This is a genomic window from Paenibacillus sp. EKM212P (genome assembly GCF_011066115.1).
Lineage (GTDB): Bacteria > Bacillota > Bacilli > Paenibacillales > Paenibacillaceae > Paenibacillus > Paenibacillus polymyxa_B.
In genome coordinates this window covers 460,178-485,350 of sequence record NZ_JAAMNR010000001.1, presented here as the reverse complement: position 1 = coordinate 485,350, position 25,173 = coordinate 460,178, and the positions used below count along the sequence as shown (strand labels likewise).

The window sequence follows — 25,173 nt, the reverse complement described above, 5'->3', positions numbered from 1 at the left end:
GGAAGCACGTCATGAAATTGCTACAGGCTCTCTTTTTCCCACCCGAGCAACCGGGAGGTGTTTCATCCATGATTCCATATCTGCAAGAGCGATTTACATCCCCCCGTTGGGAAATGGAGCTATTTTCAATCCCTAAACGGATTCGTAACAAGGGTAGGGACGAAGTAACTTTTGACACCTTTGACTGGACGAAATATGAACAATATCCAATCGTTCAAAAATATATTCAGACGTACCGTGACTATTTGTGGTGGACCCGGCTTCGTATTCAGAAGCCCTATGACCTCATTCATGCTCATCATCCGATTGCGGGAATCGCCATGAAAACTGTTTTTCCTGACATTCCGCTCGTACAGACGATTCACTCTTCCTATGAGAAGGAGTTAATTCTAAACGGGAAAATAGAGGAAAACGGGCCTGAACACCAATTCTTGGTGTCACTGTATGGGGAAATGGAGCAGAAGGCGGATCGCCTGATAGCGGTATCTCATTCTTTTCAGCATTACTTAACTCCTTACGTTCAGAATCCGCAAGACATTGCAGTCATTCCGAATGGATATGATGAGAAGCGCTTCAAACCCATTCCACACGAAAATGAAGTGACACAGCTCATAACCGTTTGTCGCCTTGTTCCGGCGAAAGGACTGGATATTTTATTGCGGGCCTGTGCTGAACTTAAAAAAAGAAATCTGGATTTTGTGCTTCATATTATTGGAGACGGCCCGGTTCGCCCTGAGCTGGAAGAGATGGCGCGACAGCTCGATATATACCATGAGACGATTTTTTATGGATATACCCTTCATCCAGAAGAGTTTATGCCTTTCTTTGATGTATTTGTCTTGCCTTCTCGGGCGGAGGCCTTTGGTTCGGTATTTGCGGAAGCAGCGTTAAGTTGTCTGGCATTGGTAGGTACAGAAGTGGGAGGAATACCGGAGCAGATTGAAGATGGGGTAAATGGTCTGCTCGTGCCACCCGACAATCCGAGGGCACTGGCAGACGCATTAGAAAAGGTCATTGCTGACCCTGCCTATCGTTATGAGCTGGCTAGATCTGCCTGCGATAAAGCTAAATCAAGCTATTCTTTAAGTCGGGCGGTTAACGAGTTGAAGAAAATGTATTTGAAATTTCCACATTAACCATGACGAGTACCACCTGGTTTGGAATCGGAATGCCGAAAGCTGGAGCGAGGACGTGAGGAACGGAAAGGTCTCCTGCGTCCTGCTATGATCAGTTTGCTAACCCACATCAGACTGAGCATTCCGAAAATAGGATAAAGGACAGATAACAGTGAACTGAAGCCGAACTGACTGATTAAAAAACAGGTGAGCATAATGAATAGTGTGATGAGCTTGGGCGAAATTTGGACATGCTGACGAATTTGCAGACTGACTCCATAAATGTCGGCTACAAAGGTACTGAAGATTTCCATGAAAATGAGTAGAATGTATATGATTTCGACAAAGGCACCCAGACGGTAAGCAATGCTTCCCATAGGGATTTCAAATTGCTGAATACCCGGCATATGTGCTGACATGGCAAAGTGTGCAGCCATTAGCATAAACCCGACACCAACTCCGCCCAAAACTCCGCCCCAGCGGATAGTTCTTCGGGAAAAGGTTTGGCTGCCAAGTGGTACAAGCACGGCTTGGGCCATAGTTAGGTTAAAGGACGTGTACAGCAGTGGAGAGAGCAAGGTTCGAAATGTACTGTGATCTGTCGTATTCGTAATAAAACTCTGAGGATTGGGCATGGAGAGCGTGCTGTGAACGAGCAGAAGAGACATGATGATCATCAGAGGGACAACCACGGTGTTCATGTGCAAGATGGCCTTAATGCCTTTACTTAGCAGCAAATAAGTACCAATCAGTGTAATAAGCAGTCCGGTTTGGTAATGCAGGTGAAGGTGCTCTACAAAAACAGAGCCGGCTCCTGCCAGCATGACGCTGTTTACGCCAATCAACACGATGAGTGTGAACCAGCTAATCCATTTCCCGGCATTGGCTCCAAAAAGATGTTTGTTCAGGTCCTCGTAGGATTTGGCTGAAATATCATGAGCGATCAGCATCATTTTCGTACCCAACCATACAAATATGATTGTGGATAGCATAATAGTGAGTGTAGCCCAACGACCATACTGCGTAAAAAATTGCAGAATTTCTTGTCCGGTAGCAAATCCGGCACCGACGATTGTACCGATGTATGTAAAAGCAATCTGAAAAACATGAATATTACGTTTCATCTTCAGTCCCTCCTTGCCTGCTTGAATAACGCTGCAGCGAGCATATAATACAAACTATGTTCAACTGAAATAGGACATGACTGGATGAGACTGAAAATAATTAAAGTGAATTAATGAATAGCTTGACGGGAGCGTAATTTATGGGTCAAATCCTTGCATGGATACTGGAATACGGATATTTGGCAATGTTCGGCTTGCTTGCACTTGGAGTAGCGGGTATGCCGATACCCGACGAAGTGCTAATGATCGCCTTCGGCGGGCTCGTGTCTCAAGGGCACTACAACTTCATTGCTGCACTGGCAGTCACATTTTTCGGTAGTATGACGGGTATGATGCTTAGCTACACACTGGGGCGTCTGCTGGGCAAACCACTTTTGCATCGATACGGAAAATGGGTGAGGCTTACGCCTTCTAGGATTGCCTCTTCTGAAAATTGGTTTGGGCGCTATGGTACCTGGGGAATCCTGTTTGGATATTTTGTCCCCGGCTTGAGACATGTATCCTCATATCTGGCAGGTACAACCCGTTTAGGCGTTTTCCGCTATATCAGTTATGCATCAGCAGGAGCTTTGCTGTGGTGCGGTACATTTTTGGGAATTGGACATGCGGTGGGCATGCATTGGGAGCAGGTGGCGAAGCTAATGGAGAAGGTGACGCATCAGGTAGGGCTGGTCGTTATTCTTATAATCGTTGTGGGAGGAATCACCGCATGGTTCTGGAACAAGCGTAAAAAAAATGTCACATGACCGCATGGAAAGTAGCTATAGCTTGAAAGCGGCGGGTGAAGTATGGTACTTTTACCGCATAGGATTGCCGTGGGAGGTCATGTAATGGAAGTATTAAAGAAACGAATTTTAAATGAAGGCGTGATTGCATCAGATCAGGTGCTGAAGCTGGATGGTTTGCTTAATCACCAGGTTGATCCAGAACTGACAATGGCAATGGGACGAGAGTTTGCAGCACGTTTCCGGGAAGAGAAGATTACCAGAGTAGTGACCGTGGAGTCCTCAGGCATTGCCATCGGGTTTGCGACAGCATTGGAATTGGGTGTACCGTTGGTATTTGCTCGTCGTAAAAAGACCCTATTAGCTGATCCAGACGCGCTGTGTGAACGTGTACCTTCGTTTACAAAAGGTATTGTTACGGATATTATGCTGTCTCGTCAATTTATTCACGAAGATGACCGTGTTCTGTTCATTGATGATATTATTGCTAATGGTGATGCGGCGCGAGGTATGGTTAAAATCATTCAACGCTCTGGAGCGGAGTTGGTTGGATTTGGTGTCGCGGTGGAAAAAAGCTTTCAGGCCGGAGCGAGAACCATCCGTGAGCAGGGTATTCGTGTAGAGTCATTGGTCAAAATTTCGTCGTTAGCTGACGGCAAGATTGAGTTTGCTGAATAGTAACAATTCAAAACTCCTGATCCTTATTTCTAATAATAACCTTTGCATGAGCTTCAATTTCGCTTATAATATAGATAAGGTTTTGGAGAGGAGGCAGCAACATGGGGAAAGAACAATTGACCGAACAGTTTTTTCTGGAAAAACTGGCAGCGGCTAAAGTACACTTTGAGCGTGCCTTGGATTGTAAGCATACGGAATTCGACGATTTGTATCCCTATATGATTGAACATCCTCAGTTTTTTTGGTATAAACGCTATGTGGCCTGGTCTGAGTTGTTGACGTTGGTTAACCTATGCGAAGAATTGTCCTTCTCTTGGAAAGAAGAATTTACTGCTCACCAAGTGGAGTATGTAGATCAGCGAGTGTTGTCTGCACAAGTGCTGGACTTCTGGTATGAGAAGAACGATACAAAAGAACATGATCACAGTGTGAATCAGTCGGGATAATTTGTCGCTATGTTGGCAATCCATATAAGTAGTAAGAGAGAAGAGACCTAAATGATTCGTTTAGGTCTCTTTTTAAACTTTTTTCATGTATATAGAACCATGATCGTTATGTTAAAAAAGTGAATAAGGAGGGGACAAGGATGATTATGGACGAAGAATTGGATGCTTATCGACTCTCCGGTGAAAAGGTGCGTGTCGTACGCGATGGATTGGAGTCCAACGATGTTGTGGGCATTGTACTGGCATGGGATGAGGAACAGGTGCTTATTCGTCGCCAGAATCGACGTGTGGTCAAATTGGATCGCAGCTATACATACCAGTCATTCAGCGAGCCGCGTTACAATCCGATAGATCTGGATTAGGAATGGGTTCTCAAATGAGTGTTGGATAAAAATAACTGGGTGATTCATTAGGCATACAGAAACTCTAAATCGGACACAGTAATGAAGGAAAATCCAACAGAGAGGACGTGCTGTGTCAATGACGGTTATGGACGAAAAAGTACATGCATACAAGGATCAAATCAGCCATTTGGAAGATCGGTTGCCCGAGGTAGTTCATGCATATCATCGCTTTACCGGAGAGTGCTTTCAAGCCGGCAGCCTAGATGAGAAAACCAAGCAACTGATTGCGCTAGGCATTGGCTTATTTGCCAACAATGAAGTATGCACGTTTTATCACGTGGACGAGGCGCGGTCCAAAGGAGCCAGTGATCAGGAAATTATGGAGACCATTGCTGTAGCCGCAGCAGTAGGTGGAGGACATGCTCTAAGCCAAGGGGTAACGCGTGTACAGAAGGCGTTGCAATAAGGCGAATCATTAATTGATGAGCTTATACTTCGTCATAGCGGTTATAGATCGATTTGGATATATGATGAATATGGAAAGGAGCTTCCGAGCACAGTTGGTGTCTGCGGAAGCTTTTTTCTTTTGCGTATTGGTTGTGCGGGGATTATGCTCTTCTGCTTGCGGCAAAAGCAGCAGGGCGAGACGTTTTACGCTTATAAGCCAAAGAGGATGTAACCAAACTTCGTTCAACGATGCGTAGAGGTTTGGATGTTGAATTGTTTGGTAATTCGGGGCGATGTTTCTCTAGTAAAGGAAGGGCAGCTGTATGGGGCATAGAGGTTGAGAGCCCGAGACATGCTCGCATCCGTTCATACATTTCTTTGCGGAACGCTGGCATTGCCATACTGAACTGCTCTTTATTGCCTTTACTTATATAGGTGGCGTGAACGCCGGAGTGGTTTTGTTGTATGTCCAGAACATGAATGTGATATTTATTAAATTCATGTTTTATTTCAGACAGCAGGATCCCGGTACGATCTACACCTGCATTAACCATTTCGACATAAAGATCAGGGGTTTTCAGCATACCGCTTTCTTCAAGAATTAGGCTGTCCCGCTCAAATACTTTTTGAATAAAGGTAAGGAGCAGATAACTTTTCACAAGAGACCATTCATGCTGAGTAGTATCTGAAGAGATCATTACCATTCACCGCCTTAGGAAAATGTGATGATAATTCATAACCGAATGAAGAAAAGGAACCTTCGTTCCTGAGAACTTATGTTCTTGTTTTAGTTTATTATTCCTTTTTTATCAAGAGGAAATTAACAAATATAAAAGGTTTGACATCTTGATATGAGCATGGTATGATCTATCTTGTCGCTAAGAAAGATTGATCTTTCGAGGATAAACGACAACTTATATGCGGTCGTGGCGGAATTGGCAGACGCGCACGGTTCAGGTCCGTGTGGGCTAACCCCCCGTGGAGGTTCGAGTCCTCTCGACCGCATCTATTAGAAAAGGTCTATAAAATTGCTCTCGTAGCAGTTTTAGAGGCCTTTTTCTTATATTTCCGGGGATTTGCTCATAGTTTAAGCTGAACACGTTTCTTGTCTTCCCGCAAACTATGGATTTCCATAAAGGATTCTGACAAATTACTTGATTTCTTTTAGGTGGAATTTTTGCGAATTCCTCAAGTTCATAAACAATTCTTTTATAAGGTTATCTTTTAAGATATGATAGAAAATAACGCACTTTATGATGAAGTTATTGAAAGGTTGGATGTAAGATGGAGAAAGCGACTTTTGCAGGTGGATGCTTCTGGTGTATGGTGACTCCGTTTGAAGAGCAGCCGGGCATTCATGGCATTGTGTCAGGATACACTGGAGGAACGATTCCTGATCCGACCTACGAGCAGGTTAAAACAGGAACTACAGGTCACTACGAGGTGGTGCAGATTACTTTTGAACCTGAGCTGTTTCCTTATGAAAAGCTGCTCGAATTATATTGGCCGCAAACAGATCCTACCGACGGGGAAGGTCAATTTCAGGACCGGGGTACACAGTATAAACCCGCAATTTTTTATCATACAGAGCAGCAACGTGAGCTTGCACAACAGTCCAAGGAGCAGTTGGCACAAAGTGGACCCTTTGATAAGCCAATTGTAACGGAGATTCTTCCTGCTTCGATTTTTTATCCTGCAGAGGATTATCATCAGGATTACCACAAGAAAAACGTGAAGCACTATAAGGAAGATCGGGCCCAATCAGGTCGTGATGAATTTATTGATAAGAACTGGTAAGCGGCTTTATTATACGTTTCTACGCACGATAAGGCAGATCAGGGAGTATTCCATGAATCTGCCTTATACATATTTAGACGACGTTACTCACACAATGAAGGGACAGAGAAGGAGGCTGACCCGCAATGAGTACACGACGGAAGCTGCACATGAGAAATATAATAAAAAAGGCTTTAAAGGAATCTCGCGCTCGGAAAGAGCCAGCTTATGTACCTGTATTCCATTCAAGCTCCAAAATGCGAAGAACCGTAGTACTCTGTATTTCGGTATGCATGTTATTGATGGTCTGTAGTACTGGTGTTGCAGAAGCAATAGACAAACAGGACGATCCGCAAAAGATGGTTGCTGTCATTATTGACGATCTGGGAAACCATATGAAAGGAACTGAGCAAATTTTAAATTTACCCGTTAAGATTACCGTTGCTGTGATGCCCTTCCTGCCTACAACCAAGCAGGACGCTATGGAAGCGCATAAGCGCGGTCATGATGTCATCGTCCATCTTCCAATGGAGCCAAAGCAAGGGAAGCCCGAATGGCTTGGGCCTGGAGCAATTAAGGCTAATATGACGGATGAAGAAGTACGTGCGAAGGTGACAGCAGCCATTAAGGATGTTCCTTTTGCGATAGGGATGAACAACCACATGGGTTCCAAGGTCACTTCTAATAAGCGCATTATGTCCATTGTTCTTGATGTTTGTAAGGAGCATGGACTATTTTTTGTCGATAGCCGTACTAATTATCGGTCAGTGGTCCCTGAGCTTGCCGCTAAAAAGGGAATGCCACCAGTACGAAATGATGTTTTTCTGGATGATGTCCATAACCTCGCCCATGTGAATCGGCAACTTACAAAAGTGGTTAAATGGCTGGATGAGCACAACACCTGCGTAACGATTGGGCACGTTGGCGTGTCTGGTATGCACACATCCTCCGCTCTTCATTCGTCGGTTCCCAAGCTAAAGGAGCACGCCAAATTTGTGGGTATTAGCGATTTGGTACGAGCTGTATGGGGATGGACGGGAGACCCAGCCACCAACACTACCATGCCGTCAGATGCGCAATAATGCCTTCGGCAATAGCTTCGGCAATGCTTTTTTGACCACGATCCTCGGAAAGCATAGCTCTGTCCTGTTCGTTACTTATAAATCCGGTTTCAACAATTACAGCAGGATGCTGGATTTTATTCAAAAGATAAAAGGGTTTTCCGTACACTGTTTTTCTATTTATGCAAAATAAGCGGTTTAATGAATGCTGAATCCGTTCAGCTAACAGATAGCTGCTGCCTTCATCCTGATACAGTACAATGGGTCCCCTTTTTTCGGCACGTTTGCTCCAATTGACATGCAGGCTTACAACCAAAGCGGTGGGCAGTTGTTCTGTTAGGCTTTTACGTTGGGCGAGGTCTTTAAGGTGCCGGGATTTGGACTGCAGCCAACGGTTGTCGTCACTCAGTGCGTAGTCCTTGTCCCGATTCAGGACAGCAGGATATCCCTGAGAGCGTAAAATCAAGTACAGCTTTTGAGCAATGGCGAGATTGATATCTTTTTCCAAAATTCCTTTATGACTTGTTCCACCATCCACACCGCCATGGCCTACATCAATCAGGACAACGGGCTTGGCAAAAGCGTGATAGGACGAATGTACGTTGGGTGGACCCTCTGTATACTTGTTCGGGTCGTTACTTTTCTCGTCGGGCTGAGCAGCTATACAGGTAAATGGGGCAAATACAGCACTGCAAAGGATGCATAGACTGAACCCCAAGCATGTCAGCCATATTCTGTTTAACTTTTTTTTCCTCACATTCTATTCCTCCAATGGACGAATTGATTATTTACTGAAAAACCATGCATAACAGGCATCAAACCTAAAGTAGCGTAGCTGCCTTCAAATATGACAATTAGCCTTGGGGTAACTGTTATGTTGAAGATAGTATGTTCCATTTAAGGGAAACCATGCATAGTTATTCCCACAGGGGTTAGACTTTTTGGAAAATGAGCAAGCTAGTTTTATCTGCACCTAACGTGTAAATCCGATATTTCCAAGCAACGTAAATGGAAATAATAGGCGCAGATTGGAGGAGGTCATGAAGGATGGCGAAGAGTGACGAACTGGTGACGTATATTACGCAGCGGATTGTTCGCTATATGGAAACGCCGCGTGATGTTCGGCGCAGTCAAAAACAAGCCAGAGAGCCGTGGGGGAGCAAATGGTTTGGCATGTTGCCTCTCGCTCTGAAAATGTGGATGAAATCCACACGCAGAGGGCGAAGGGAGCGACATTAAACTCGCCAAAGAGACCACAAGAGGCATAGGGTATGCCATTTGAGGTCTCTTTTTATGTTGTAGGGATCATTCCGATCTTTTTCGTGTTTCTTAATAACTAGGAGTCCAAACGATAAAATTCGCCAGCTGACAATAACTGTTTTAATGGTACAAATCGGGAAAGTCCATGATGGTAGGTTAACGCATATAAATTGGGTTGGGACGGATGATCTGGAGATATCCAGCACTGATAACCACTAATGGATAAGGGACCTCCAAAGGCAAAATTGATACCTGTGGCAGAAAATATAATACGCGGTGAAGTACTCAGTGTATCCATAAATTGGGCTGTGTCACGGACAGAAAGTTGTTGCTTGGGTTGAAGCCAACCCAGATCGTCATAGGGATCAAAAGGAGCAGACGAGACCGTAACCGCTTGCGCCTTTGTTTTCAAAAAGGGTACAGATGAAGAGAATGCGTTGTTCTGGAGCTTATGTTTCCAACTCCCATCTGCCACTTCTACAGGTAACGGATCGCCAGTCACAGCATCAATACATATTTCGCTGCCTGTAGAGGAACGCACCAGCCAGTAGGCTAGTAGCGGTTCCTCATACATAGGTGTGATTTGCAGCTTGTCGATAGATGAAAGATCAGTATCTGTGAGCGACACCAGGGATTGACGAAGTACAGCCATACTATAAGGCCCGCCCGGACCATTCCCGTATTCGTTGAGTTGATATGCGCCATTGGAGTCTGAGCCGATAATCAGGTAGCCGATGTATTCTCCCGCACGGTTTACTTGAACAAGCCAACTATGGGTTCCAGGTCCGAGCGGATGATAGCTAAGCTCAGCATCTTTCCACGAGGCAAAAGGGGGCTGCGATGATAGGGATTGTACCGTGTTGTCCGCAGTCTGTTTTACGTCTGCGGGTACGCCTTGCTCCTCAGTAGGAAAACTTGCTGAAACGTCACCCGGGGAAGGGGTAATAGGACTCGTGGAATTCAATGGAGGAACCCACGAGCTTTCGTTGTAGAGAGACACCGAGTTTAAATTGTTGCCTTGTGCGGCTGAGGGAGCCGCATGAATGGAAGTGAACGGACAGACTGCTGACAGGCCGATCAGAACAGCTGCGATCATACCTATGCTATAGTGCCCGGAATGACTCTTATTCAATGTAATCCACCTTTCTGTCGGCTTGATTGCCCGACGGAGGCATTCTTTTTTATCCAGCATACAGCCTGTCCGATAAAAAGACTGCTGCACCTTGTCGGCGCAAATGTCGTATCCAGGTTCGCTTTTTGCTGTCGATACATAGGAGACATGTTTAACCAAACTTGTGGTTACAGCAGCGGAAACTGATGTAGGCTGAAGCAAGATGTTACAAGCTGACGATACCTCTGCAACTCTCCTGCGAAGGAGCAAGAGATATCGGTTACCGCAGATGAAATATCCCGCAGTTAATGGCGGATACGAGTACCTTGGGCTCATATTGCCATACCATTTCTTTACGGCGGGCTTGATGCTGCTCTGATATGGCTTCTTTTTTATCCTCTTCCTCTTTCTGCTCCTTGATTAGATCATCGTAGTAGTGGTCAATAACCTCCAATTCCTCGCGCAATCGTTCCTTCGCCTGCTCAGCCCAATCATAATCTTGCTGACGGAGCTGTTCGGTGAGATAGCTTTCAAGCGAGCTAGAAGCTTCAGGGACAGATAGCTCGGCAGGCTGCACATGCATATTGCCCGCCAGCAGCGGGCTGAGCTGCCGAGTTTCGAGCATGGCGCCAAAATCGGTTACAATGGTGCCGCTTTTAAGCGAAATACCTAGCCACTGAAGTTCCTCACGCTTCAAATCGCAGGCGAATTCAATCTTATAGCAGATGCTGAGCCAAGCTTCATAGACTACGGGAGAGCGGGCAGACAGCTGACGGGCATCAGGCTGCTCAAACAAATAAACATATTTTCCTCCATCCCGTGCGGCTTCAAAAATTTGATGCAGCCGACGGCTTCCATATCGAAGCTCCTCCTGCAAAATACGTCCAGGTCCCAATTGTGGTAATGTCGGTACATGACCGAAGTAACGCCCCATGACCTGATCTTGTGCTGCGTTGCCTGATGCTGGAGTTGGTGGCGTATGATCCGCTAAACGTTCCTGTTCTGTGCGATAGGCTTCCCCATCAAAGATGAAAGTGAAGGACATCGTCTGCGCTGGAACACCAGTACGCTCTACGTATCCCCAATAGTAGGGGCGGTTTGTTAAGGCTTTATCCGCTTCTGGAGAAAGCTTGACGGTTACATGATGAGGCGACCTCTCAATGACACTGCATCCGGTAGCTTCCAGATAGGTGTGTACAAAACGCTGGACTTGCTGTGCATTCATGGTCAAACTAGCGACCTCCCTTCACACTGCGTCGAGCTTTGCCCGGAGGAACCGTATTGCCTGCTAGGCCTAATAAATCCTCGGTGTTTGGCTGGTCTGTGCGCAGTTGTTCCATTTCCTGTTTGATGGAATCCAGCGAGTGGCCCAGCTTTTGCATTTTTTTGCGAATTTCATCATCGCTACTGGATTCAAGCATGATCTTATACAGACTTTTTTCAATGGATTCTTTTTTCTCAAACTTCTCAAGAATAACGTCCAATCCGCCAATGACCATCTCAAACATATTTATCTTTTCATGCAGCAGATGCAGGATATGCTCCTCAATCGTTCCGGTTGTGGACAAGTTGAAAATATTAACATCATGCGTCTGTCCAAGTCGATGTACCCGTCCGATCCGCTGCTCCACGCGCATGGGATTCCACGGTAAATCGAAGTTAATCATATGGTGACAAAATTGCAGGTTAATGCCTTCACCACCCGCTTCGGTGGCAATCATGACCTGAATGCGCCCACGGAACAGATCCATCATCCAATCCTTGCGTCCGCGGTTCATACCACCTCGGTAAGGAACAGCAGATAGGCCACGGTCACGGAAATAGTTCAGCAAATACTCCTGTGTGGCCCGGTATTCTGTAAAAATGATCACTTTTTCGTTCATCTGACGGATAAGCTCGAGCGCTTTTTCTGCTTTGGAATTGGCCTTGATCGCTTTAATATGTGCAACCAAATCCCAGACACGATCGCGTAGGGGAGAGTCTGGGGCCATCTTTTTAGACAAGTTGACCAGCGTCACGAACACAGCGTCCCGACTGCTGCACACTTCCCGTTGAAGGGTAACGAGAGAAAGCATGCTACTTAAATTTCCGCCATTCGCCTGGTATTGCTCTTTCACAAAAGAAGTCACCCCATCGTACAGCGCTTGCTCTTCCGGCGAAAGTTCCAAGTGAATGTTGGAAACATTTCGTTTGGTGAATTGAACCGGGCCTTCTCCGCGACGATTGCGGATCATGACTTTAGATAGCTCATCCTTGAGCTGATCTTCATTTTTGGGCAGACGTTTATCTACAACAAAGTTGGCTGAAAAATCGCCATGTCTTCCCAATTGACCAGGCTTGAGCAGTGTAATCAGGTTAAACAGCTCAGACAGATCGTTTTGTACAGGTGTTGCTGTCAGGAGCAAACAATATTTTTTACGCAGCTTCATAATGAACTGGTAGTTGGATGTCTTTTTATTTTTCAGCTTATGAGCCTCGTCTATAATGAGCAGGTCATAATCGGTATCTAGTAGGATGTTACTATGGGGCTCCCGCTTGGCGGTATCCATAGAGGCCACGACGACCTCGGAAGACCAAGAATACGCTTTTTTCTGGGCGACAGCGGGAATACCGAATTTGCTGTTCAGCTCACGTACCCATTGTAGGACCAGAGATGCGGGTACAAGAATAAGCACTTTGGAAGCCAGCCCGCGAACCAGATATTCCTTTAGGATCATTCCAGCTTCGATTGTTTTGCCTAGGCCGACTTCATCGGCAAGAATGGCACGTCCGGACATTTGAAACAGTACCTTTCGAGCGGTATCCAGCTGATGGGGTAGTGGAGTGAGGTCTTGCAAATGCTGTAGACATTGAAGCTCATCAAAGCTCGGCACCAGTTTGACTTTTTCAGCCTCAATGGCCAGCTGATACAGATTCCAATCTCCCCAAGGGCCACCTTTGCGCAGCCGCTGGTCCAGCTCATTCTGCCAGCTTCGATCAAATTGCACCGGAACAGGCAGTGGCGCTTGATTAGGTATGTGCGGGGAACTTGTCGATTTGGCTTTCATGATGATTCCCTCCCTCCTGGTAGTAGCACAGTTGAAGCTCTTGGTTCTGTCACATATGTGGCATCTATTTAGCACAGATCGTAGATGTAGTATGGACGGAAAAAGATATCTTCATAACAGGAGGGATGAAATCCTTTAGCTGCCTTCCATTAACTTTTGGAGTTTACTTTCCGTAGAGGTCTGCGCAATAGGCGTGTAGATGCTGCAACGGAGATCAACACTGCCCTGTACCTGAAGAGAAGTCAGGTCAAATAGCATTTTGCCAGCCTTGGCATGACGAAATTCAATGAGCACCTCCGGCGCGGAGCTTACTTCACTCTGATTCCAAAGCTCGTTAAACTCTGGGTAGGTCTGACTCATATTTTGTATAAATTGTGCATACCAGGGGTCTGTTACGTATTGTCCGTAATAAGCGCGGAAAATTGCAAGGAACCCCTTTACAAAGTGTTCCCAATTCACGGCTAGACTTTTAAACTCCTTTTTGGTGAATAGCAGTTCAATCATATTGCGTTGCTCATGTGGTAGCTCGGCAAAATCCATAAAAACATGAGCAGCAGCGGCGTTCCAACCGACAATATGACAACGCCGATCTGAAATAATAGCAGGGCAGTAGTGTAGCTCTTGTACGATCTTTTGCAGAGAGGGGGAAATGACGGCCTGCTCTGCAGGAACAGGAAGGCTGTGAGACCCGGCCTCGATCGCCAAATCATACAAATATTTGCGCTCGTCTGTGTTCAACTGCAATGCGGCAGCAATAGCATCCAACACAGAGGCGGACACCTTAATATCTCGTCCTTGCTCCAGCCAGGTATACCAGGTCGTACTGACACCTGCCAGCTGAGCGACTTCTTCTCTGCGCAAGCCTGGTGTTCTGCGACGTGATCCTTGGGGGAGACCGACCATATGTGGGTGTAGGCGGGCCCTTTTTGTTTTTAGAAAAACAGATAGTGCTTCCAGACGTGCTTCCGTTTTCATAGGTATTTTCTCTCCATTCAATGGGTATATCCGAAGTGAGCAAATAAGGCGTTTACTATAGTAGTGTTCATTATACCAGGATAAACAAACACTTGTAATAGGATAAGACAAGGGTAAAATGAGGATTATAAGTAAGTCACCGAGCAGGAGGAATGAATAGCTTATGCAAAGAGTAGTGATAACAGGTATGGGTGTCGTTTCCCCAATAGGTAATGAAGTGGACACGTTGTGGAAGAATTTGCTGGAAGGCAATTCAGGTATACGTAAAGTTGATACATTCGATGTGTCCGATTTGAAAGCACAAATTGCTGGACTGGTACAGGATTTTGATGCAGAAAAGCAATGGGGACGTAAAGATGCTAGACGAATGGATCGGTTTACTCAGTTTGCATTATATGCGGCAGAACAAGCGCTTAAGGATTCCGGTCTGGAACTGGATCACACCGATTTGGAGCGTGTAGGTGTCTATGTGGGATCGGGAGTCGGCGGTTTGGATACGTTGGTGAACAATGTAGATGTTCTGCTACATCGTGGACCGGGTAGAGTTAGCCCGACGCTGGTACCCATGATGATCTCGAATATGGCAGCTGCTCAAATTAGTATCGCGTTTGGAGCGATGGGACCTACGCTTTCACCCGTGACGGCTTGCTCTATTGGGAATACAGCAATTGGAGAGGCGTTTCGGACGATTCGCACAGGAGATGCGGATGTCATTTTTGCTGGTGGAACTGAAGCGGCGGTGACTAGATTGGCCTTGGCAAGCTTCGCTAATGCGACTGCCTTGTCCACACGTAACGAGGAGCCTTCTATAGCAAGTCGACCTTTTGATCAGGATCGAGACGGCTTTGTCATGAGCGAAGGTGCAGGTATTCTGGTACTGGAGTCACTGGAACACGCTATCCGCCGTGGTGCGGAAATCTATGGTGAGGTCATCGGTTATGGAGCCAGTTCGGATGCTTATCACATGGTTGCACCGCATCCCGAAGGAACCGGAGCTTACTTGGCGATGAAAGCAGCCCTTCATTCGGCCCGCATCTCCCCTGAAGAAGTGGACGTGATTAGCGCCCACGCAACGAGTACGTCTGTCGGGGATGCCGCTGAGACCCTTGCAATCCATAAGTTGTTTGGTGATTATGCCTATCAGATTCCGGTTACTGCGAATAAGTCCATGCTGGGTCATATGCTGGGAGCTGCGGGCGGGGTCGAAGCGATTGCGCTTGTGCAAAGCCTACGGGAAGGCATCATTCCACCAACGATGCATCTAGACAATCCGGACCCGGTTTGCGATCTGGATTATGTGCCTCACAAAGCGCGCAAGGCTCCACTAAATATTGGGCTATCTAATTCTTTCGGCTTCGGTGGTCATAATGCGGTCATTGTGCTGAAGCGCTACGAGTCATAATATGTAAGGAGTTATTGAAACCAAACCTCAGGCATTCTATCCGGCTGGATAGAGCACCTGAGGTTATTTTAATCGAAGAATAACAGATTCATTTTAGATAAGAGATAGAGTAAGATGAAGGAAAACATTTGGAGGGACGGAAAGCCATGGTTTTAATCAGAAACATACAACCAGCAGACGCTGAGGCTTATTGGAATTTGAGACTGGAAGCCCTACAAATGAACCCCGAAGCTTTTGGAACCTCCTATGAGGAAGCCGCACTAGTTCCGCTATCTGATGTGGTGAAGCAGATACAAAATAAACGAGATCATTACATACTTGGTGCATTTACAAAGGATCATCAGCTGGTTGGCATGACCGGGTTTAGAAGAGAGCAGAAAATAAAGACGCAGCATAAGGGAGCAATTTGGGGAGTTTATGTACCATCGACCTATCGAGGCCAGGGGATCGCTAAAAAACTTTTATTGGAAGTTATCAGCCAAGGTAGAAAAGTGGAAGGTTTGAAGCAAATCAACCTGAGTGTGGTGACTACCAATCAAGCTGCTGTTGAGCTGTATAGGAAATTGGGATTTGAAACCTATGGTATAGAAAAGAATGCTTTGGAATATCACGGTCAGGGATATGATGAGGAGTTCATGGCTTATTTTTATTAATGACGAAAGGTTTTGAAAAAATGAAAATTGACCGATTGCTTTCTATCGTCATTTTGCTGCTAAAGAAAAATAGAATACAAGCGAAGGAACTGGCTGATTTATATGAGGTTTCGATCCGGACGATCTATAGAGATATTGAAGCGATTAGTATGGCAGGTATTCCGGTGGTCACTTATCAGGGAGCCAACGGGGGAATCGGTCTTATGGAAGGATACCGCCTGGATCGCAGTATGCTGACGGATCATGATATAAAGGATATCGTGATGGGTTTGCAGAGTTTGTCCTCGTCGTTGGGCGGCCCGAATGTGTCGCGGTTACTTCATAAATTTGAAAGTATTATACCGGAATCTGGGAAAGAGCAATTTAGTGTCCATACCACACAGTTTATCGTCGATCATTCGGGATGGGGAAATCGGGCTGCGCAGGAAGGCAAATTGATAAAGGTAAAAGAAGCAATGAGCCAAGCGCGCACTGTCGCCTTTACCTATCGAAATGCGGGGGGAGCCATAACGGAACGGGATGTTGAACCGCATACGCTCGTTCTGAAAGGACAACAATGGTTTGTATATGCATATTGTCCCGATAGGGAGCAGTTTCGTCTATTCAAACTCTCGCGCATGAGTGACCCTGTGGTTACAGAGACAGTTTTTGCTCGCAGGGATCTTTCTTATGAAGTGTTGCCGTGGAATGAGGGGCGGATGGAGGTATCCAGAGCCGTACAACCATTTACGCTACAATTTAACCGTGACTCAAGGCATCTGGCGGAGGACTGGTTTGGCGTAGAAGCATTGACCGAGCAGGAGGAAGGGATCTATACGGTTTCGGTCCCGTTTCCTGAGGATGCATGGGCGTACGGATTTATTTTAAGCCTGGGACCGGATGTGGTTGTCAAAGAACCAGCCCATTTGCGTGACAAGATTCATAAGATGGCGCTGCGTATTGCGTCTAATTATGAAGAAGTTCAGGAATCATAAAGGAAATCTTAGTTAAAGTAAAACAAACCTGACCCATAGTTGTCAGGTTTGTTTCGTTATACTGGTGGCATACCTGATATCAGTTAGCGAAAGGGGATTTACGAGGATGGATAAAGCTTGTCAAAGTTGCGGGATGCCGCTAGAGCATGAGGACCAATATGGAACGGATACAAAACATCATAAAACGGATGAGTATTGCAAGTATTGTTACAAGGAAGGCGAATTTGTACAGCCTGAATTGACTATGGAGGGAATGATTCAGCAGTGTGTGCCTATCCTGGTAGAGGAGGGGATGCAGGAAGAAGAAGCGACTTCGATGCTGCGCAATTACCTGCCGTATTTAAAACGATGGCGGTCCTCAGAGGATACGGGGCTTACACTGGATGGACCCATTCGGGAGGAATATCGAGGTGATATCCGTTTGATTGGGCTGAAAGCACGTACAAGTAATCAGAATGAACAAACATCTCACGGGATCATTCCAAACATGTGGGAACGTTTTTGGAGTGAGGACGTGCCTGGTCGGATAAAGGAAAAAGCAGGACATGCTTCTGTCTATGGTTGCTATACTGATTATGAAAATGGAGCTTTAGGCGAGTATACGTTTTTTATCGGGAAGGAAGCGGCTGTAGATTTCCAAACTCCTGATGACCTTGAAGAACTTGTCATTCCGGCTGCACGCTACGCCATTTTTCAGGCAACTCAGGAACCCTCTTCTGTCTTCCGTGTATGGCAGACGATCTGGGAGTGGGCTGCCACGGGACAAGGGGAGCGGACATACACAGGTGATTTTGAAGTGTATGGCAGTCCTGATGAACCTGTTTTGATTTATATTGCAATCAAGTGATGATTTTGTTGTGACAGAAGAGAACCGCCGGTCATTGTCGTGGACCCGGCGGTTTTCTTCTGATTCAATCAATAGTAGTCTCCCCTTCAAGTTGAACGTCGAGTTAAAGCCCAAAAGATGAGAGCCAGAGCACTGACACCAGATCCTAATAGACACACCCCGTTCCATCCGGCATAGATGTACATATGAGTGGAAGCAATGGCCCCGGTGGCGCTACCAATGGAATAAAATATCATGTAGCCTGCAGTAAGTCGGCTCCGTGCCTCAGGGCGCACATTGAAAATCAAGCTTTGGTTGGTGACATGTACAGCCTGTACCGCCAAGTCCAAAAGAATGACGCCAAGAACTAAAGCGAACAGAGAATGCTCGGTGTAGCGGATAGGTAACCAGGACAGCAGCAACACAACTAGTGCGATACCCGTCGTCCGTTGTCCCAAGCCCTGATCGGCAAGACGCCCTGCTTGTGCTGCTGCTAATGCCCCGGCGACTCCAGCCAGACCAAAGGCCCCGATAGCAGTATGTGAAAGAGACAATGGGGGTGCACTGAGAGGTAACACAAGCGAAGTCCACAATATGCTGAACGCCGTAAAAATGAGCAATGCAAGGACAGCACGAATACGCAGAATTCGTTCTTGCAAGAATAGTACGATAACCGATCGGAGCAGTTGCGGATAGGAAAGTGTCGCACTTGTGGGTTCGTTCTTTGGCAACACCCGCAACAGAGCTCCAGCCATAAACAGCGTAAGTATAGCAGAAACAAGGTAAACTGAACGCCAGCCTGCCAGATCAGTTAATACACCGGCCACGGTTCGTGCCAGCAGAATGCCGATAACGACTCCACTGGTCACCAGACCTACGATACGCCCACGTTCAGTCGGATTAGCCAAGGTAGAGGCGAAAGCCACGAGTGTTTGAGTGACTACAGCCAGCAGACCAACCATTGCCATTCCCATAAGCAGTATTGTACGGGTAGGAGCAAAGCTAACCACGATTAGTGCCAGCACGGATAGCAGCATTTGCCCTGTAATCAGTCGCCGTCGATTCAAAAGATCGCCAAGCGGGACGAGCAGCAATAATCCCAACGCATAACAAATTTGCGTGATAGTAATGACCATGCCTACCGATGAGTGAGTAATGCCAAATTCGTTTGCCAGCGCATCCAGCAATGGCTGTGCATAGTAAATGTTAGCGACAGCCAGCCCGCAGGCTATGGCAAACAAGAGTGCCACAGATCGGGACAGGGAGGGAATGGGGGCTGTTTCGGCAGCATTTGCTACCGTTTGATGAGGGAGGAGTACCGCTTTTTCTTCTGACGTCTTCATTTTCACATACCACGTCGCTTTCTGTAATTTACATACCGTTGAGTATAATATACCGATTGGTATGTAATGAATTTAGGTCAATATAACTCGTTTATATATGAAATGTCAAGAGTTCATCATGTACATATTTGACAGTTTCTTATCGTGATCATACAATCTTAATATACTGAACGATATGAAAAGAAGGAGCTGCTTATGGTTCGACCACGGGAATTTGATGAAGATCAAGCGTTGGATGCAGCGATGCGAATTTTTTGGGAAAAGGGATTCGAGGCTACATCTTTAAGTGATTTAACCTCCAAAATGGGAATTCAGCGCCCTAGCATTTACGCTGCCTTTGGAGACAAGAAGCAATTATTCGAAGCTGCGCTGCGCAAATATACGCAATCCCACGCTGCTTATGTACGCTCTAGACTACAAAGCAATTCTTCTGTAAAAGAAGCGTTTTACAATTTTTTTGGAGGAGTCGTGGCAGAAGAGTACGAGGATGGGCCTAATAGAGGATGCTTTTGTATTAATACGATGGTAGAATTAGCCCCTCATGATGAGAAATTTGAGATTTTAACCAGAGAACATCAGATGTATCTTTCTGCCGTCTTTCAGGAAACCCTCGAGCGTGGTATTCGATCTGGGGAGCTTGAGGTGGCTATGGATGCACGAGCTTTGGCCCATACGTTGGTCTCTTTGTTAATCGGGATTACCGTGATGATGAAGTCGCGCCCAGAGCGTTCTTTTGTGGATCATTCGGTTGCGACTGCACTTATGTTACTGAAGTAAGTTTCTTTCATATAGCTGATAGTACTTGAGAGAGGTATTTTGAGTAAAACTATATACCGTACGAGAGAGGGGTTTCTTCATTGCTTAATAAAATGAAAGTTATTATAACAGGAGCTGCTTCAGGCATTGGAAAGGAAATTACTCAGCAATGTCTAAGGGAAGGCGCAAGTGTTATTGCGTGTGATATGAATAAACGTTCTTTAAACGAACTTGAGGCTGAACTGAATTCACCAAGTTTGTACACCTATCTGATAGATATAAGTAACTATACGGAAGTAACTGATTTTTTTACATACATTAAGGGAGAACACCCGGACATAACAGCTTTAGTCAATAATGCAGGTGTTTATAGAGGAAAGAATATACTCGACTATGGTATGGAAGAAATAGAGAAGGTGCTGGACATAAATATTAAGGGATGTGTATATTTCTCGCAATTTTTTGGAAAGTTCATGATTGAGAAGAAGCATCAGGGAATTATCGTAAATATGTCTTCTGTTTCTGGAATGGAAGGAAGCTCAGATGCGATCTATGGATTATCAAAAGCTGCAATATTGGGCTTTACTAAAAGCTGTGCCATGAATTTTTCACCTTATATAAGAGTTAATGCTGTGGCACCAACGATGGTAAGTACTCCAATGATGGATCATATTCCTGATTGGAGAAAGGAGGAATATACAAATCATCAGCTAATTCCTGAGCCTTTAAAAGCAGAAGATGTTGCTTATACTGTCCTGTTTCTGCTATCGAAAAGATCCAGGCATTATACGGGAGCGACCTTTGATATTAATAATGGGTGTTATCTAAGATGATTTTTTACGAGAGGAGGAGGATTAATGAATACCCAAATTGAACTTAGATAAACGTGAATGTTGTTCATACCGTTGGTCCTGTGTGGAATGGCGGCGACCATCGGGAAGAGGAGCTATTGGCGAAATGCTACCATAATGCACTCCAATTAGCTTTAAAGCTGAATGCACGAAGCATTGCCTTTCCGAATATCAGCACAGGCATCTACCGTTTCCCGAAAGAAAAGGCGGCGGATATTGCTATACAGGAAGTGACACGTTTTGTACGTGAACATGCGGCTTTGAATGAGATTATTTTTGTTTGCTTTGATGCGGAAATTGCTCAGTTATATACCCGTAAGTTACAAGATAGTGTTAAGGATATTAAAAAAGATACAGTTGGATGAGAGAATACATGAGTAGAAATTAGGGGGGATCATGAATGCATGAGGAGCAAAACCAGGAACATTGGCCGGTGTGGGCTACGGAGCCTGTAAAAATAGTGAATCCTGATCCTGCCTGGTCAGAGCAGGGCTTAAAGATCATTTACCAGTTGCGGGAGTTATTACTGCCGTTTAAGGTGACGGAAATCGAACATATAGGAAGCACGGCAATTCCCAATCTTTCCGCTAAGCCCATTATTGACATAATGGCAAAATTAGAATCTTGGGATCAACTGGAACAGATCGTGTCTGCTTTACAACCAGCAGGCTGGAATTATGTTCCCCCTGAATTGGACGGTCGGGAATGGAGAAGATTTTTGGTTAAAGTGGAACAGGATCAAAGAAAGGGACATCTGCATCTCATACTGAAATCTGATGAGCATTGGGATCGGCAGCTATTGTTTCGGAACCGACTTCGTGAACAGCCTGAGCTGATTCAGCAATATGATGTATTAAAAAGGCGGCTGGCGATGGAAAATCAGCGTGATCGTGAAGCGTACACGGAGGCCAAGACTGATTTTGTGCAAAACGTTCTGAATACCGGACATCCTAAAGATTAGAATGTCCGGACTCCCGGGTGCTTTCCGACCAAGCGCCGAAATCTCCAACATTTGTTATTGCCGTGTAGGGGAATGGCCAGAAGGCTTGCCAGCACACCAGAAAAAGCTTATTCAGAAGCTACTACGGTAGTGTTCATCCAGTGTTCATATTCATTTTATGATAGGAAAAATCGCATTTATAGACGTTTCAAGAATGCGCTAATGCGTTCCAAAGCCATTTCCAACTGTTCTCGCGATGACGCATATGAGCAGCGGATAAAGCCCTCGCCGCCTGGGCCAAATGCGGAACCGGGTACAGTAATGACTCCTTCTTCTTCCAGCAACCGCTTGGCAAACTGCTCTGAGCTTAACCCTGTGTGCATAATGGAGGGAAAAGCATAGAAGGCACCATTTGGTTCGTGACATGGCAGTCCTGTCTGACATAGGCTTTCAACGAACCATTTTCTACGCAGATTGTAAGATTCCATCATACGATCTTTTTCCTCCAGCCCGTTACGCAGGGATTCAATAGCGGCAATTTGCCCGATAATAGGAGCGCACATGGCGGTATATTGATGAATCTTCAGCATAGCTGAAATCAACTCTCTTGGGCCACACACATAGCCGACCCTCCAGCCTGTCATCGCAAATGCTTTGGAAAAGCCGCTGATGAGCAGGGTACGCTCTTTCATTCCCGGCAGAGAAGCGAAGCTTACATGCTTCTGTCCATAGGTCAGTTCAGCATAAATTTCGTCTGATATAACGACAAGATTATGCTCCTCAACCAGGCGGGCAATCGGCAACCAATCCTCATAGGTCATCACCCCACCCGTCGGATTATTCGGATAACAGAGAATAAGCACTTTGGATCGTGGAGTCAGCTTGGCTTGGAGTGCCTCAGCTGTTAGCTTGAACTGCTGATCCGCAGAGGTTTCAACGGTTACGGTATGCCCTCCGTTTAGAAACGTGATGGGCGAATACGAAATATAACATGGAGCCGGAATGAGTATTTCATCGTGTGCGGTGATCAGAGCGCGTAGTGCCAAATCCAGTGCTTCACTGCTCCCAATGGTAACCATGATTTCATCTGTCGGGTTGTAGGATGTGCTAAAGCTGCTCTCCAGATACCCGGCAATCTCCTCACGAAGCTCAGGAAGTCCAGCATTCGGTGTGTATGATGTTTTACCATTTTCCAGTGCTGTGATACAGGCCTTTCTGACATGTTGAGGGGTTACAAAGTCAGGTTCACCGACACCAAGCGATACAATATCTTTTCTGCCTGTACTATATTCAAAAAACTTACGGATGCCTGAAGGTGGCATTTCCCGTACAGCTGGAGTCAAAAAATCGGTTATAGATACTGCTGTCGATACATTTGTCATGATGATTTCCTCCTTTTTGAAAAACAAAAAAACCCGCCCCTGTAAAGGGACGAGTTTATACCCGTGTTACCACCCTAGTTTCATTCCATACGAAATGACACTCTGTTCACGTATCCATCAATACGTGTTCCGGTTAACGCTGGAAAGGCGGCAGAGCTTACTTCAGGTTCAGCCCGCTTCTCAGAGATGGCGTTCGGCTACCCTCGGAATGTTGGCTTTCACCTGCCCCAACTCTCTGCAAATCCGCTGTATAGCTTACTCGTTCTCGTCATTGAAATTTGTTACCGTATCAAGTTAGGTGTAATTATAAGCACAACATTTCAGGATGGCAAGTCTTTTTTTTATAAACATTAAAGACAGATCATCATTATTGACGACTGGAAAATAACGTATATAGTGGTATCAAGGGGATTGTGCCCCAGATTTCAATGTGTTATATGACTATATTGCCAGAGAGGAATGGTATCCATATGAACGTATTTGAACGCTTTAGCGGTAAAGTATTGCCGGCGGATTGGAGCTGGATCAATGAGCCGGCTGAATGGAGATTCGATGATTCCAAGTCTTTGCAAATTTCTGCACCTTCGCAGGCAGATTTCTTTAGGGATCCGTCTGGCGCAGCGGTAAAATCGTCCGCACCCTTTTTGCATACAACGCTTCAAGGTGATTTTACAATATGGACGAGGGTTCGTGTTGATATGAAGCAGCCTTATGATTCAGGATGCTTGATGATGATGGCGGATGATACCCACTGGGCTAAGCTGTGTTTTGAATATTTTGAAAGCACTCCATCTATTCTTAGTGTGGTCACTCGGGATACATCCGATGATTGTGTCTCTGGGGCGATGGACGTGTCCAATCCGTATTTACGAGTGGCACGAGCTGGAAATTGCTTTGCATTTCATTATTCATCAGACGGTCAGCGTTGGAGGCTGGCGAGATATTTTGGTATGAATGTTCCTAACCAGCTCAAAGTCGGAGTTGTTGCTCAATCTCCGGTGGGGGAGGGCTGTGCTGTTACCTTTGATGCACTGACGATAACAACCCATGTATCCGAGGATATACGAAACGTGGAGTAAATAGACAAAGGCCCTCTCTAAATATGAAAGCGCTATAAAATAGGGGTTAAAAAGACGTATATACGCATGCTCAGGCAGGAGGTAGATGGAAACTTGCTGTTAAGAAGGAAGGGTTACAAGCTGCCCAGTTTGTTGGGAGTGCTGCTTGTAGCTACGTTGGGCTGTTTCGGACTCATTATGTATTTACAGTCCACAAGCGGAACGAGGATGTATCAATTTCTGTATTGGGATATATTCCTGGCCTGGGTTCCGGTCTTTATCACTCTGGGAATGATGGCTTTATCCCGACTGCGAAGTACAAAAGTGAGAACTATTCTTTTATTTTTCTCCTCAATTGTATGGTTGTTTTTTCTGCCGAATGCTCTTTATTTGGTGACTGAGTTACTTCATGCGTTTCGTTTTTACGATGTGAATCCTGATACACGTTTTTGGTTGAACACACAATTTTGGTTAATCTTATTTACGTCTTTTTCAGCAGCAGGGCTTGGCCTTTTTCTTACATCCCTTTGTGTATTGGTGATCCACCATATGCTGAGGAGGATTTGTTCAGGTGGGCTCGCATGGGCTGTAGTATTTGTGTTGTTGTGGCTGGCCAGCATAGGCGTATATATTGGTAGATTTGCTCGCTGGAATAGCTGGGATATATTATTGCAGCCACTGGTGCTCCTTACGGATATTTGGAGATGGGGAGTACATGCAGTAACAAGGCTTCATTTGCTGTCCTTTTGCTGGTTGGTGTTTGGGATAGCAGTCATTTTTTATTTATTGATCTATATCTCTTTAAGTGAGGATCAGGATATTTAGGCCGAGGACATGTATTCAATGAATACAGGCTTCGGCCTATTTTTACATGTGGCG

At 45.6% G+C, this 25,173-nt stretch carries 28 protein-coding genes, 1 tRNA gene and 1 other annotated feature; of the genes, 20 read left to right on the top strand and 9 right to left on the bottom strand.

The window, feature by feature from the left end:
* Positions 1 to 11: 11 nt before the first annotated feature.
* Positions 12 to 1,136 carry a glycosyltransferase family 4 protein gene (locus G9G54_RS02260; RefSeq protein WP_165175819.1) on the top strand — a complete coding sequence of 375 codons (1,125 nt, stop codon included), beginning with the start codon at positions 12 to 14 and terminating at the stop codon, positions 1,134 to 1,136.
* On the opposite strand, the gene G9G54_RS02255 is transcribed toward G9G54_RS02260, so the two are convergent.
* Complete coding sequence (locus tag G9G54_RS02255; protein ID WP_028542811.1) at positions 1,133 to 2,239, bottom strand: YkvI family membrane protein; 1,107 nt, start codon at positions 2,237 to 2,239, stop codon at positions 1,133 to 1,135. The genes G9G54_RS02260 and G9G54_RS02255 overlap by 4 nt on opposite strands.
* Positions 2,240 to 2,379: 140 nt before the next feature.
* Here G9G54_RS02255 and G9G54_RS02250 point away from each other — a divergent pair, with 140 nt between their 5' ends.
* The 5 genes from G9G54_RS02250 to G9G54_RS02230 all read left to right on the top strand — a co-directional run bounded on the left by G9G54_RS02250 (position 2,380) and on the right by G9G54_RS02230 (position 4,898).
* Positions 2,380 to 2,985: a DedA family protein gene (locus G9G54_RS02250; RefSeq protein ID WP_103047994.1), complete on the top strand. Its 606-nt coding sequence runs from the start codon at positions 2,380 to 2,382 to the stop codon at positions 2,983 to 2,985.
* A gap of 84 nt (positions 2,986 to 3,069) precedes the next feature.
* Positions 3,070 to 3,642, top strand: coding sequence for a xanthine phosphoribosyltransferase (locus G9G54_RS02245; protein ID WP_013309742.1), 573 nt, complete (start codon positions 3,070 to 3,072; stop codon positions 3,640 to 3,642).
* Positions 3,643 to 3,743: 101 nt separating this feature from the next.
* Positions 3,744 to 4,088: a hypothetical protein gene (locus tag G9G54_RS02240; protein ID WP_007429850.1), complete on the top strand. Its 345-nt coding sequence runs from the start codon at positions 3,744 to 3,746 to the stop codon at positions 4,086 to 4,088.
* A gap of 140 nt (positions 4,089 to 4,228) precedes the next feature.
* Positions 4,229 to 4,450 carry a hypothetical protein gene (locus tag G9G54_RS02235; protein ID WP_165175817.1) on the top strand — a complete coding sequence of 74 codons (222 nt, stop codon included), beginning with the start codon at positions 4,229 to 4,231 and terminating at the stop codon, positions 4,448 to 4,450.
* A gap of 118 nt (positions 4,451 to 4,568) precedes the next feature.
* Positions 4,569 to 4,898, top strand: coding sequence for a carboxymuconolactone decarboxylase family protein (locus G9G54_RS02230; RefSeq protein ID WP_165176713.1), 330 nt, complete (start codon positions 4,569 to 4,571; stop codon positions 4,896 to 4,898).
* Positions 4,899 to 5,040: 142 nt separating this feature from the next.
* Here the strand turns inward: G9G54_RS02230 and G9G54_RS02225 are convergent, their stop codons facing one another.
* Positions 5,041 to 5,577: a hypothetical protein gene (locus G9G54_RS02225; RefSeq protein ID WP_165175815.1), complete on the bottom strand. Its 537-nt coding sequence runs from the start codon at positions 5,575 to 5,577 to the stop codon at positions 5,041 to 5,043.
* A gap of 222 nt (positions 5,578 to 5,799) precedes the next feature.
* On the opposite strand from G9G54_RS02225, the gene G9G54_RS02220 reads away from it, so the two are divergent.
* The 3 genes from G9G54_RS02220 (at position 5,800) to G9G54_RS02210 (ending at position 7,737) form a co-directional block, all read left to right on the top strand.
* Positions 5,800 to 5,884: transfer RNA gene (locus G9G54_RS02220), tRNA-Leu, on the top strand.
* Between the two features lie 279 nt (positions 5,885 to 6,163).
* Complete coding sequence (gene msrA / locus G9G54_RS02215; protein ID WP_165175813.1) at positions 6,164 to 6,676, top strand: peptide-methionine (S)-S-oxide reductase MsrA; 513 nt, start codon at positions 6,164 to 6,166, stop codon at positions 6,674 to 6,676.
* 125 nt (positions 6,677 to 6,801) lie between these two features.
* Positions 6,802 to 7,737: a divergent polysaccharide deacetylase family protein gene (locus tag G9G54_RS02210; RefSeq protein ID WP_165175811.1), complete on the top strand. Its 936-nt coding sequence runs from the start codon at positions 6,802 to 6,804 to the stop codon at positions 7,735 to 7,737.
* Here the strand turns inward: G9G54_RS02210 and G9G54_RS02205 are convergent.
* The gene (locus tag G9G54_RS02205; protein WP_165175809.1) at positions 7,712 to 8,473 is read right to left on the bottom strand and encodes an N-acetylmuramoyl-L-alanine amidase; all 762 of its coding nucleotides are present in this window, start codon (positions 8,471 to 8,473) and stop codon (positions 7,712 to 7,714) included. The two genes, G9G54_RS02210 and G9G54_RS02205, sit on opposite strands and share 26 nt — an antisense overlap.
* 290 nt (positions 8,474 to 8,763) lie before the next feature.
* Here G9G54_RS02205 and G9G54_RS02200 point away from each other — a divergent pair, with 290 nt between their 5' ends.
* A complete protein-coding gene (locus tag G9G54_RS02200; protein WP_029516735.1) occupies positions 8,764 to 8,955 on the top strand; it encodes a YqzE family protein in 192 nt (63 codons plus the stop codon).
* 97 nt (positions 8,956 to 9,052) lie between these two features.
* On the opposite strand, the gene G9G54_RS02195 is transcribed toward G9G54_RS02200, so the two are convergent.
* From G9G54_RS02195 to G9G54_RS02180, 4 genes are all read right to left on the bottom strand, one after another.
* On the bottom strand, positions 9,053 to 10,309 hold the full coding sequence (locus G9G54_RS02195; RefSeq protein WP_238807641.1) for a hypothetical protein: 1,257 nt from the start codon (positions 10,307 to 10,309) through the stop codon (positions 9,053 to 9,055).
* Positions 10,310 to 10,367: 58 nt separating this feature from the next.
* A complete protein-coding gene (locus G9G54_RS02190; RefSeq protein ID WP_061828581.1) occupies positions 10,368 to 11,318 on the bottom strand; it encodes a YqhG family protein in 951 nt (316 codons plus the stop codon).
* 1 nt (position 11,319) lies between these two features.
* Complete coding sequence (locus tag G9G54_RS02185; protein ID WP_165175807.1) at positions 11,320 to 13,134, bottom strand: DEAD/DEAH box helicase; 1,815 nt, start codon at positions 13,132 to 13,134, stop codon at positions 11,320 to 11,322.
* Positions 13,135 to 13,269: 135 nt separating this feature from the next.
* Entirely contained in the window at positions 13,270 to 14,109 is an 840-nt protein-coding gene (locus G9G54_RS02180; RefSeq protein WP_165175805.1) for a helix-turn-helix transcriptional regulator, read from the bottom strand.
* A gap of 163 nt (positions 14,110 to 14,272) precedes the next feature.
* Here G9G54_RS02180 and fabF point away from each other — a divergent pair, with 163 nt between their 5' ends.
* The 4 genes from fabF to G9G54_RS02160 all read left to right on the top strand — a co-directional run bounded on the left by fabF (position 14,273) and on the right by G9G54_RS02160 (position 17,985).
* A complete protein-coding gene (gene fabF, locus G9G54_RS02175) occupies positions 14,273 to 15,511 on the top strand; it encodes a beta-ketoacyl-ACP synthase II (protein ID WP_165175803.1) in 1,239 nt (412 codons plus the stop codon).
* A 146-nt stretch (positions 15,512 to 15,657) separates the two neighbouring features.
* Positions 15,658 to 16,164, top strand: a complete 507-nt coding sequence (locus G9G54_RS02170; protein WP_061828577.1) for a GNAT family N-acetyltransferase — start codon at positions 15,658 to 15,660, stop codon at positions 16,162 to 16,164.
* 20 nt (positions 16,165 to 16,184) lie between these two features.
* Positions 16,185 to 17,138 (top strand): helix-turn-helix transcriptional regulator, encoded by a 954-nt coding sequence (locus G9G54_RS02165; RefSeq protein WP_165175801.1) that lies wholly within the window; start codon positions 16,185 to 16,187, stop codon positions 17,136 to 17,138.
* Positions 17,139 to 17,244: 106 nt separating this feature from the next.
* The gene (locus G9G54_RS02160) at positions 17,245 to 17,985 is read left to right on the top strand and encodes a zinc ribbon domain-containing protein (RefSeq protein ID WP_165175799.1); all 741 of its coding nucleotides are present in this window, start codon (positions 17,245 to 17,247) and stop codon (positions 17,983 to 17,985) included.
* An 86-nt stretch (positions 17,986 to 18,071) separates the two neighbouring features.
* On the opposite strand, the gene G9G54_RS02155 is transcribed toward G9G54_RS02160, so the two are convergent.
* Positions 18,072 to 19,307, bottom strand: a complete 1,236-nt coding sequence (locus G9G54_RS02155) for an MFS transporter (protein ID WP_165175797.1) — start codon at positions 19,305 to 19,307, stop codon at positions 18,072 to 18,074.
* Between the two features lie 195 nt (positions 19,308 to 19,502).
* Between G9G54_RS02155 and G9G54_RS02150 the strand changes: the two genes are divergently transcribed.
* The 4 genes from G9G54_RS02150 to G9G54_RS02135 all read left to right on the top strand — a co-directional run bounded on the left by G9G54_RS02150 (position 19,503) and on the right by G9G54_RS02135 (position 21,875).
* Positions 19,503 to 20,084: a TetR/AcrR family transcriptional regulator gene (locus G9G54_RS02150; RefSeq protein WP_061828575.1), complete on the top strand. Its 582-nt coding sequence runs from the start codon at positions 19,503 to 19,505 to the stop codon at positions 20,082 to 20,084.
* 80 nt (positions 20,085 to 20,164) lie between these two features.
* A complete protein-coding gene (locus tag G9G54_RS02145; protein ID WP_069291647.1) occupies positions 20,165 to 20,896 on the top strand; it encodes an SDR family NAD(P)-dependent oxidoreductase in 732 nt (243 codons plus the stop codon).
* A 53-nt stretch (positions 20,897 to 20,949) separates the two neighbouring features.
* Positions 20,950 to 21,279, top strand: coding sequence for a macro domain-containing protein (locus G9G54_RS02140; RefSeq protein WP_238807639.1), 330 nt, complete (start codon positions 20,950 to 20,952; stop codon positions 21,277 to 21,279).
* Between the two features lie 35 nt (positions 21,280 to 21,314).
* On the top strand, positions 21,315 to 21,875 hold the full coding sequence (locus G9G54_RS02135) for a GrpB family protein (RefSeq protein ID WP_165175795.1): 561 nt from the start codon (positions 21,315 to 21,317) through the stop codon (positions 21,873 to 21,875).
* Between the two features lie 176 nt (positions 21,876 to 22,051).
* Here the strand turns inward: G9G54_RS02135 and G9G54_RS02130 are convergent, their stop codons facing one another.
* On the bottom strand, positions 22,052 to 23,236 hold the full coding sequence (locus G9G54_RS02130) for an aminotransferase class I/II-fold pyridoxal phosphate-dependent enzyme (protein WP_165175793.1): 1,185 nt from the start codon (positions 23,234 to 23,236) through the stop codon (positions 22,052 to 22,054).
* A 42-nt stretch (positions 23,237 to 23,278) separates the two neighbouring features.
* Positions 23,279 to 23,517: a binding site (T-box leader), on the bottom strand.
* Positions 23,518 to 23,706: 189 nt separating this feature from the next.
* Here G9G54_RS02130 and G9G54_RS02125 point away from each other — a divergent pair.
* Both G9G54_RS02125 and G9G54_RS02120 read left to right on the top strand, forming a co-directional pair.
* Positions 23,707 to 24,315 carry a DUF1349 domain-containing protein gene (locus tag G9G54_RS02125; protein ID WP_165175791.1) on the top strand — a complete coding sequence of 203 codons (609 nt, stop codon included), beginning with the start codon at positions 23,707 to 23,709 and terminating at the stop codon, positions 24,313 to 24,315.
* Between the two features lie 93 nt (positions 24,316 to 24,408).
* Positions 24,409 to 25,119, top strand: a complete 711-nt coding sequence (locus tag G9G54_RS02120; protein ID WP_165175789.1) for a DUF1361 domain-containing protein — start codon at positions 24,409 to 24,411, stop codon at positions 25,117 to 25,119.
* Positions 25,120 to 25,173 lie beyond the last annotated feature (54 nt).

Excerpts from the sequence above, each read along its gene's own strand:
- G9G54_RS02130 (WP_165175793.1), bottom strand. The coding sequence starts at position 23,236 with ATGACAAATGTATCGACAGCAGTATCTATAACCGATTTTTTGACTCCA.
- G9G54_RS02200 (WP_029516735.1), top strand. The coding sequence starts at position 8,764 with ATGGCGAAGAGTGACGAACTGGTGACGTATATTACGCAGCGGATTGTT.
- G9G54_RS02125 (WP_165175791.1), top strand. The coding sequence starts at position 23,707 with ATGAACGTATTTGAACGCTTTAGCGGTAAAGTATTGCCGGCGGATTGG.
- G9G54_RS02150 (WP_061828575.1), top strand. The coding sequence starts at position 19,503 with ATGGTTCGACCACGGGAATTTGATGAAGATCAAGCGTTGGATGCAGCG.
- G9G54_RS02240 (WP_007429850.1), top strand. The coding sequence starts at position 3,744 with ATGGGGAAAGAACAATTGACCGAACAGTTTTTTCTGGAAAAACTGGCA.
- G9G54_RS02230 (WP_165176713.1), top strand. The coding sequence starts at position 4,569 with ATGACGGTTATGGACGAAAAAGTACATGCATACAAGGATCAAATCAGC.
- G9G54_RS02180 (WP_165175805.1), bottom strand. The coding sequence starts at position 14,109 with ATGAAAACGGAAGCACGTCTGGAAGCACTATCTGTTTTTCTAAAAACA.
- G9G54_RS02170 (WP_061828577.1), top strand. The coding sequence starts at position 15,658 with ATGGTTTTAATCAGAAACATACAACCAGCAGACGCTGAGGCTTATTGG.
- G9G54_RS02235 (WP_165175817.1), top strand. The coding sequence starts at position 4,229 with ATGATTATGGACGAAGAATTGGATGCTTATCGACTCTCCGGTGAAAAG.
- G9G54_RS02245 (WP_013309742.1), top strand. The coding sequence starts at position 3,070 with ATGGAAGTATTAAAGAAACGAATTTTAAATGAAGGCGTGATTGCATCA.
- G9G54_RS02185 (WP_165175807.1), bottom strand. The coding sequence starts at position 13,134 with ATGAAAGCCAAATCGACAAGTTCCCCGCACATACCTAATCAAGCGCCA.
- G9G54_RS02250 (WP_103047994.1), top strand. The coding sequence starts at position 2,380 with ATGGGTCAAATCCTTGCATGGATACTGGAATACGGATATTTGGCAATG.
- G9G54_RS02260 (WP_165175819.1), top strand. The coding sequence starts at position 12 with ATGAAATTGCTACAGGCTCTCTTTTTCCCACCCGAGCAACCGGGAGGT.
- fabF (WP_165175803.1), top strand. The coding sequence starts at position 14,273 with ATGCAAAGAGTAGTGATAACAGGTATGGGTGTCGTTTCCCCAATAGGT.
- G9G54_RS02225 (WP_165175815.1), bottom strand. The coding sequence starts at position 5,577 with ATGATCTCTTCAGATACTACTCAGCATGAATGGTCTCTTGTGAAAAGT.
- G9G54_RS02165 (WP_165175801.1), top strand. The coding sequence starts at position 16,185 with ATGAAAATTGACCGATTGCTTTCTATCGTCATTTTGCTGCTAAAGAAA.
- G9G54_RS02255 (WP_028542811.1), bottom strand. The coding sequence starts at position 2,239 with ATGAAACGTAATATTCATGTTTTTCAGATTGCTTTTACATACATCGGT.
- G9G54_RS02210 (WP_165175811.1), top strand. The coding sequence starts at position 6,802 with ATGAGTACACGACGGAAGCTGCACATGAGAAATATAATAAAAAAGGCT.
- G9G54_RS02160 (WP_165175799.1), top strand. The coding sequence starts at position 17,245 with ATGGATAAAGCTTGTCAAAGTTGCGGGATGCCGCTAGAGCATGAGGAC.
- G9G54_RS02155 (WP_165175797.1), bottom strand. The coding sequence starts at position 19,307 with ATGAAGACGTCAGAAGAAAAAGCGGTACTCCTCCCTCATCAAACGGTA.
- G9G54_RS02135 (WP_165175795.1), top strand. The coding sequence starts at position 21,315 with ATGCATGAGGAGCAAAACCAGGAACATTGGCCGGTGTGGGCTACGGAG.
- msrA (WP_165175813.1), top strand. The coding sequence starts at position 6,164 with ATGGAGAAAGCGACTTTTGCAGGTGGATGCTTCTGGTGTATGGTGACT.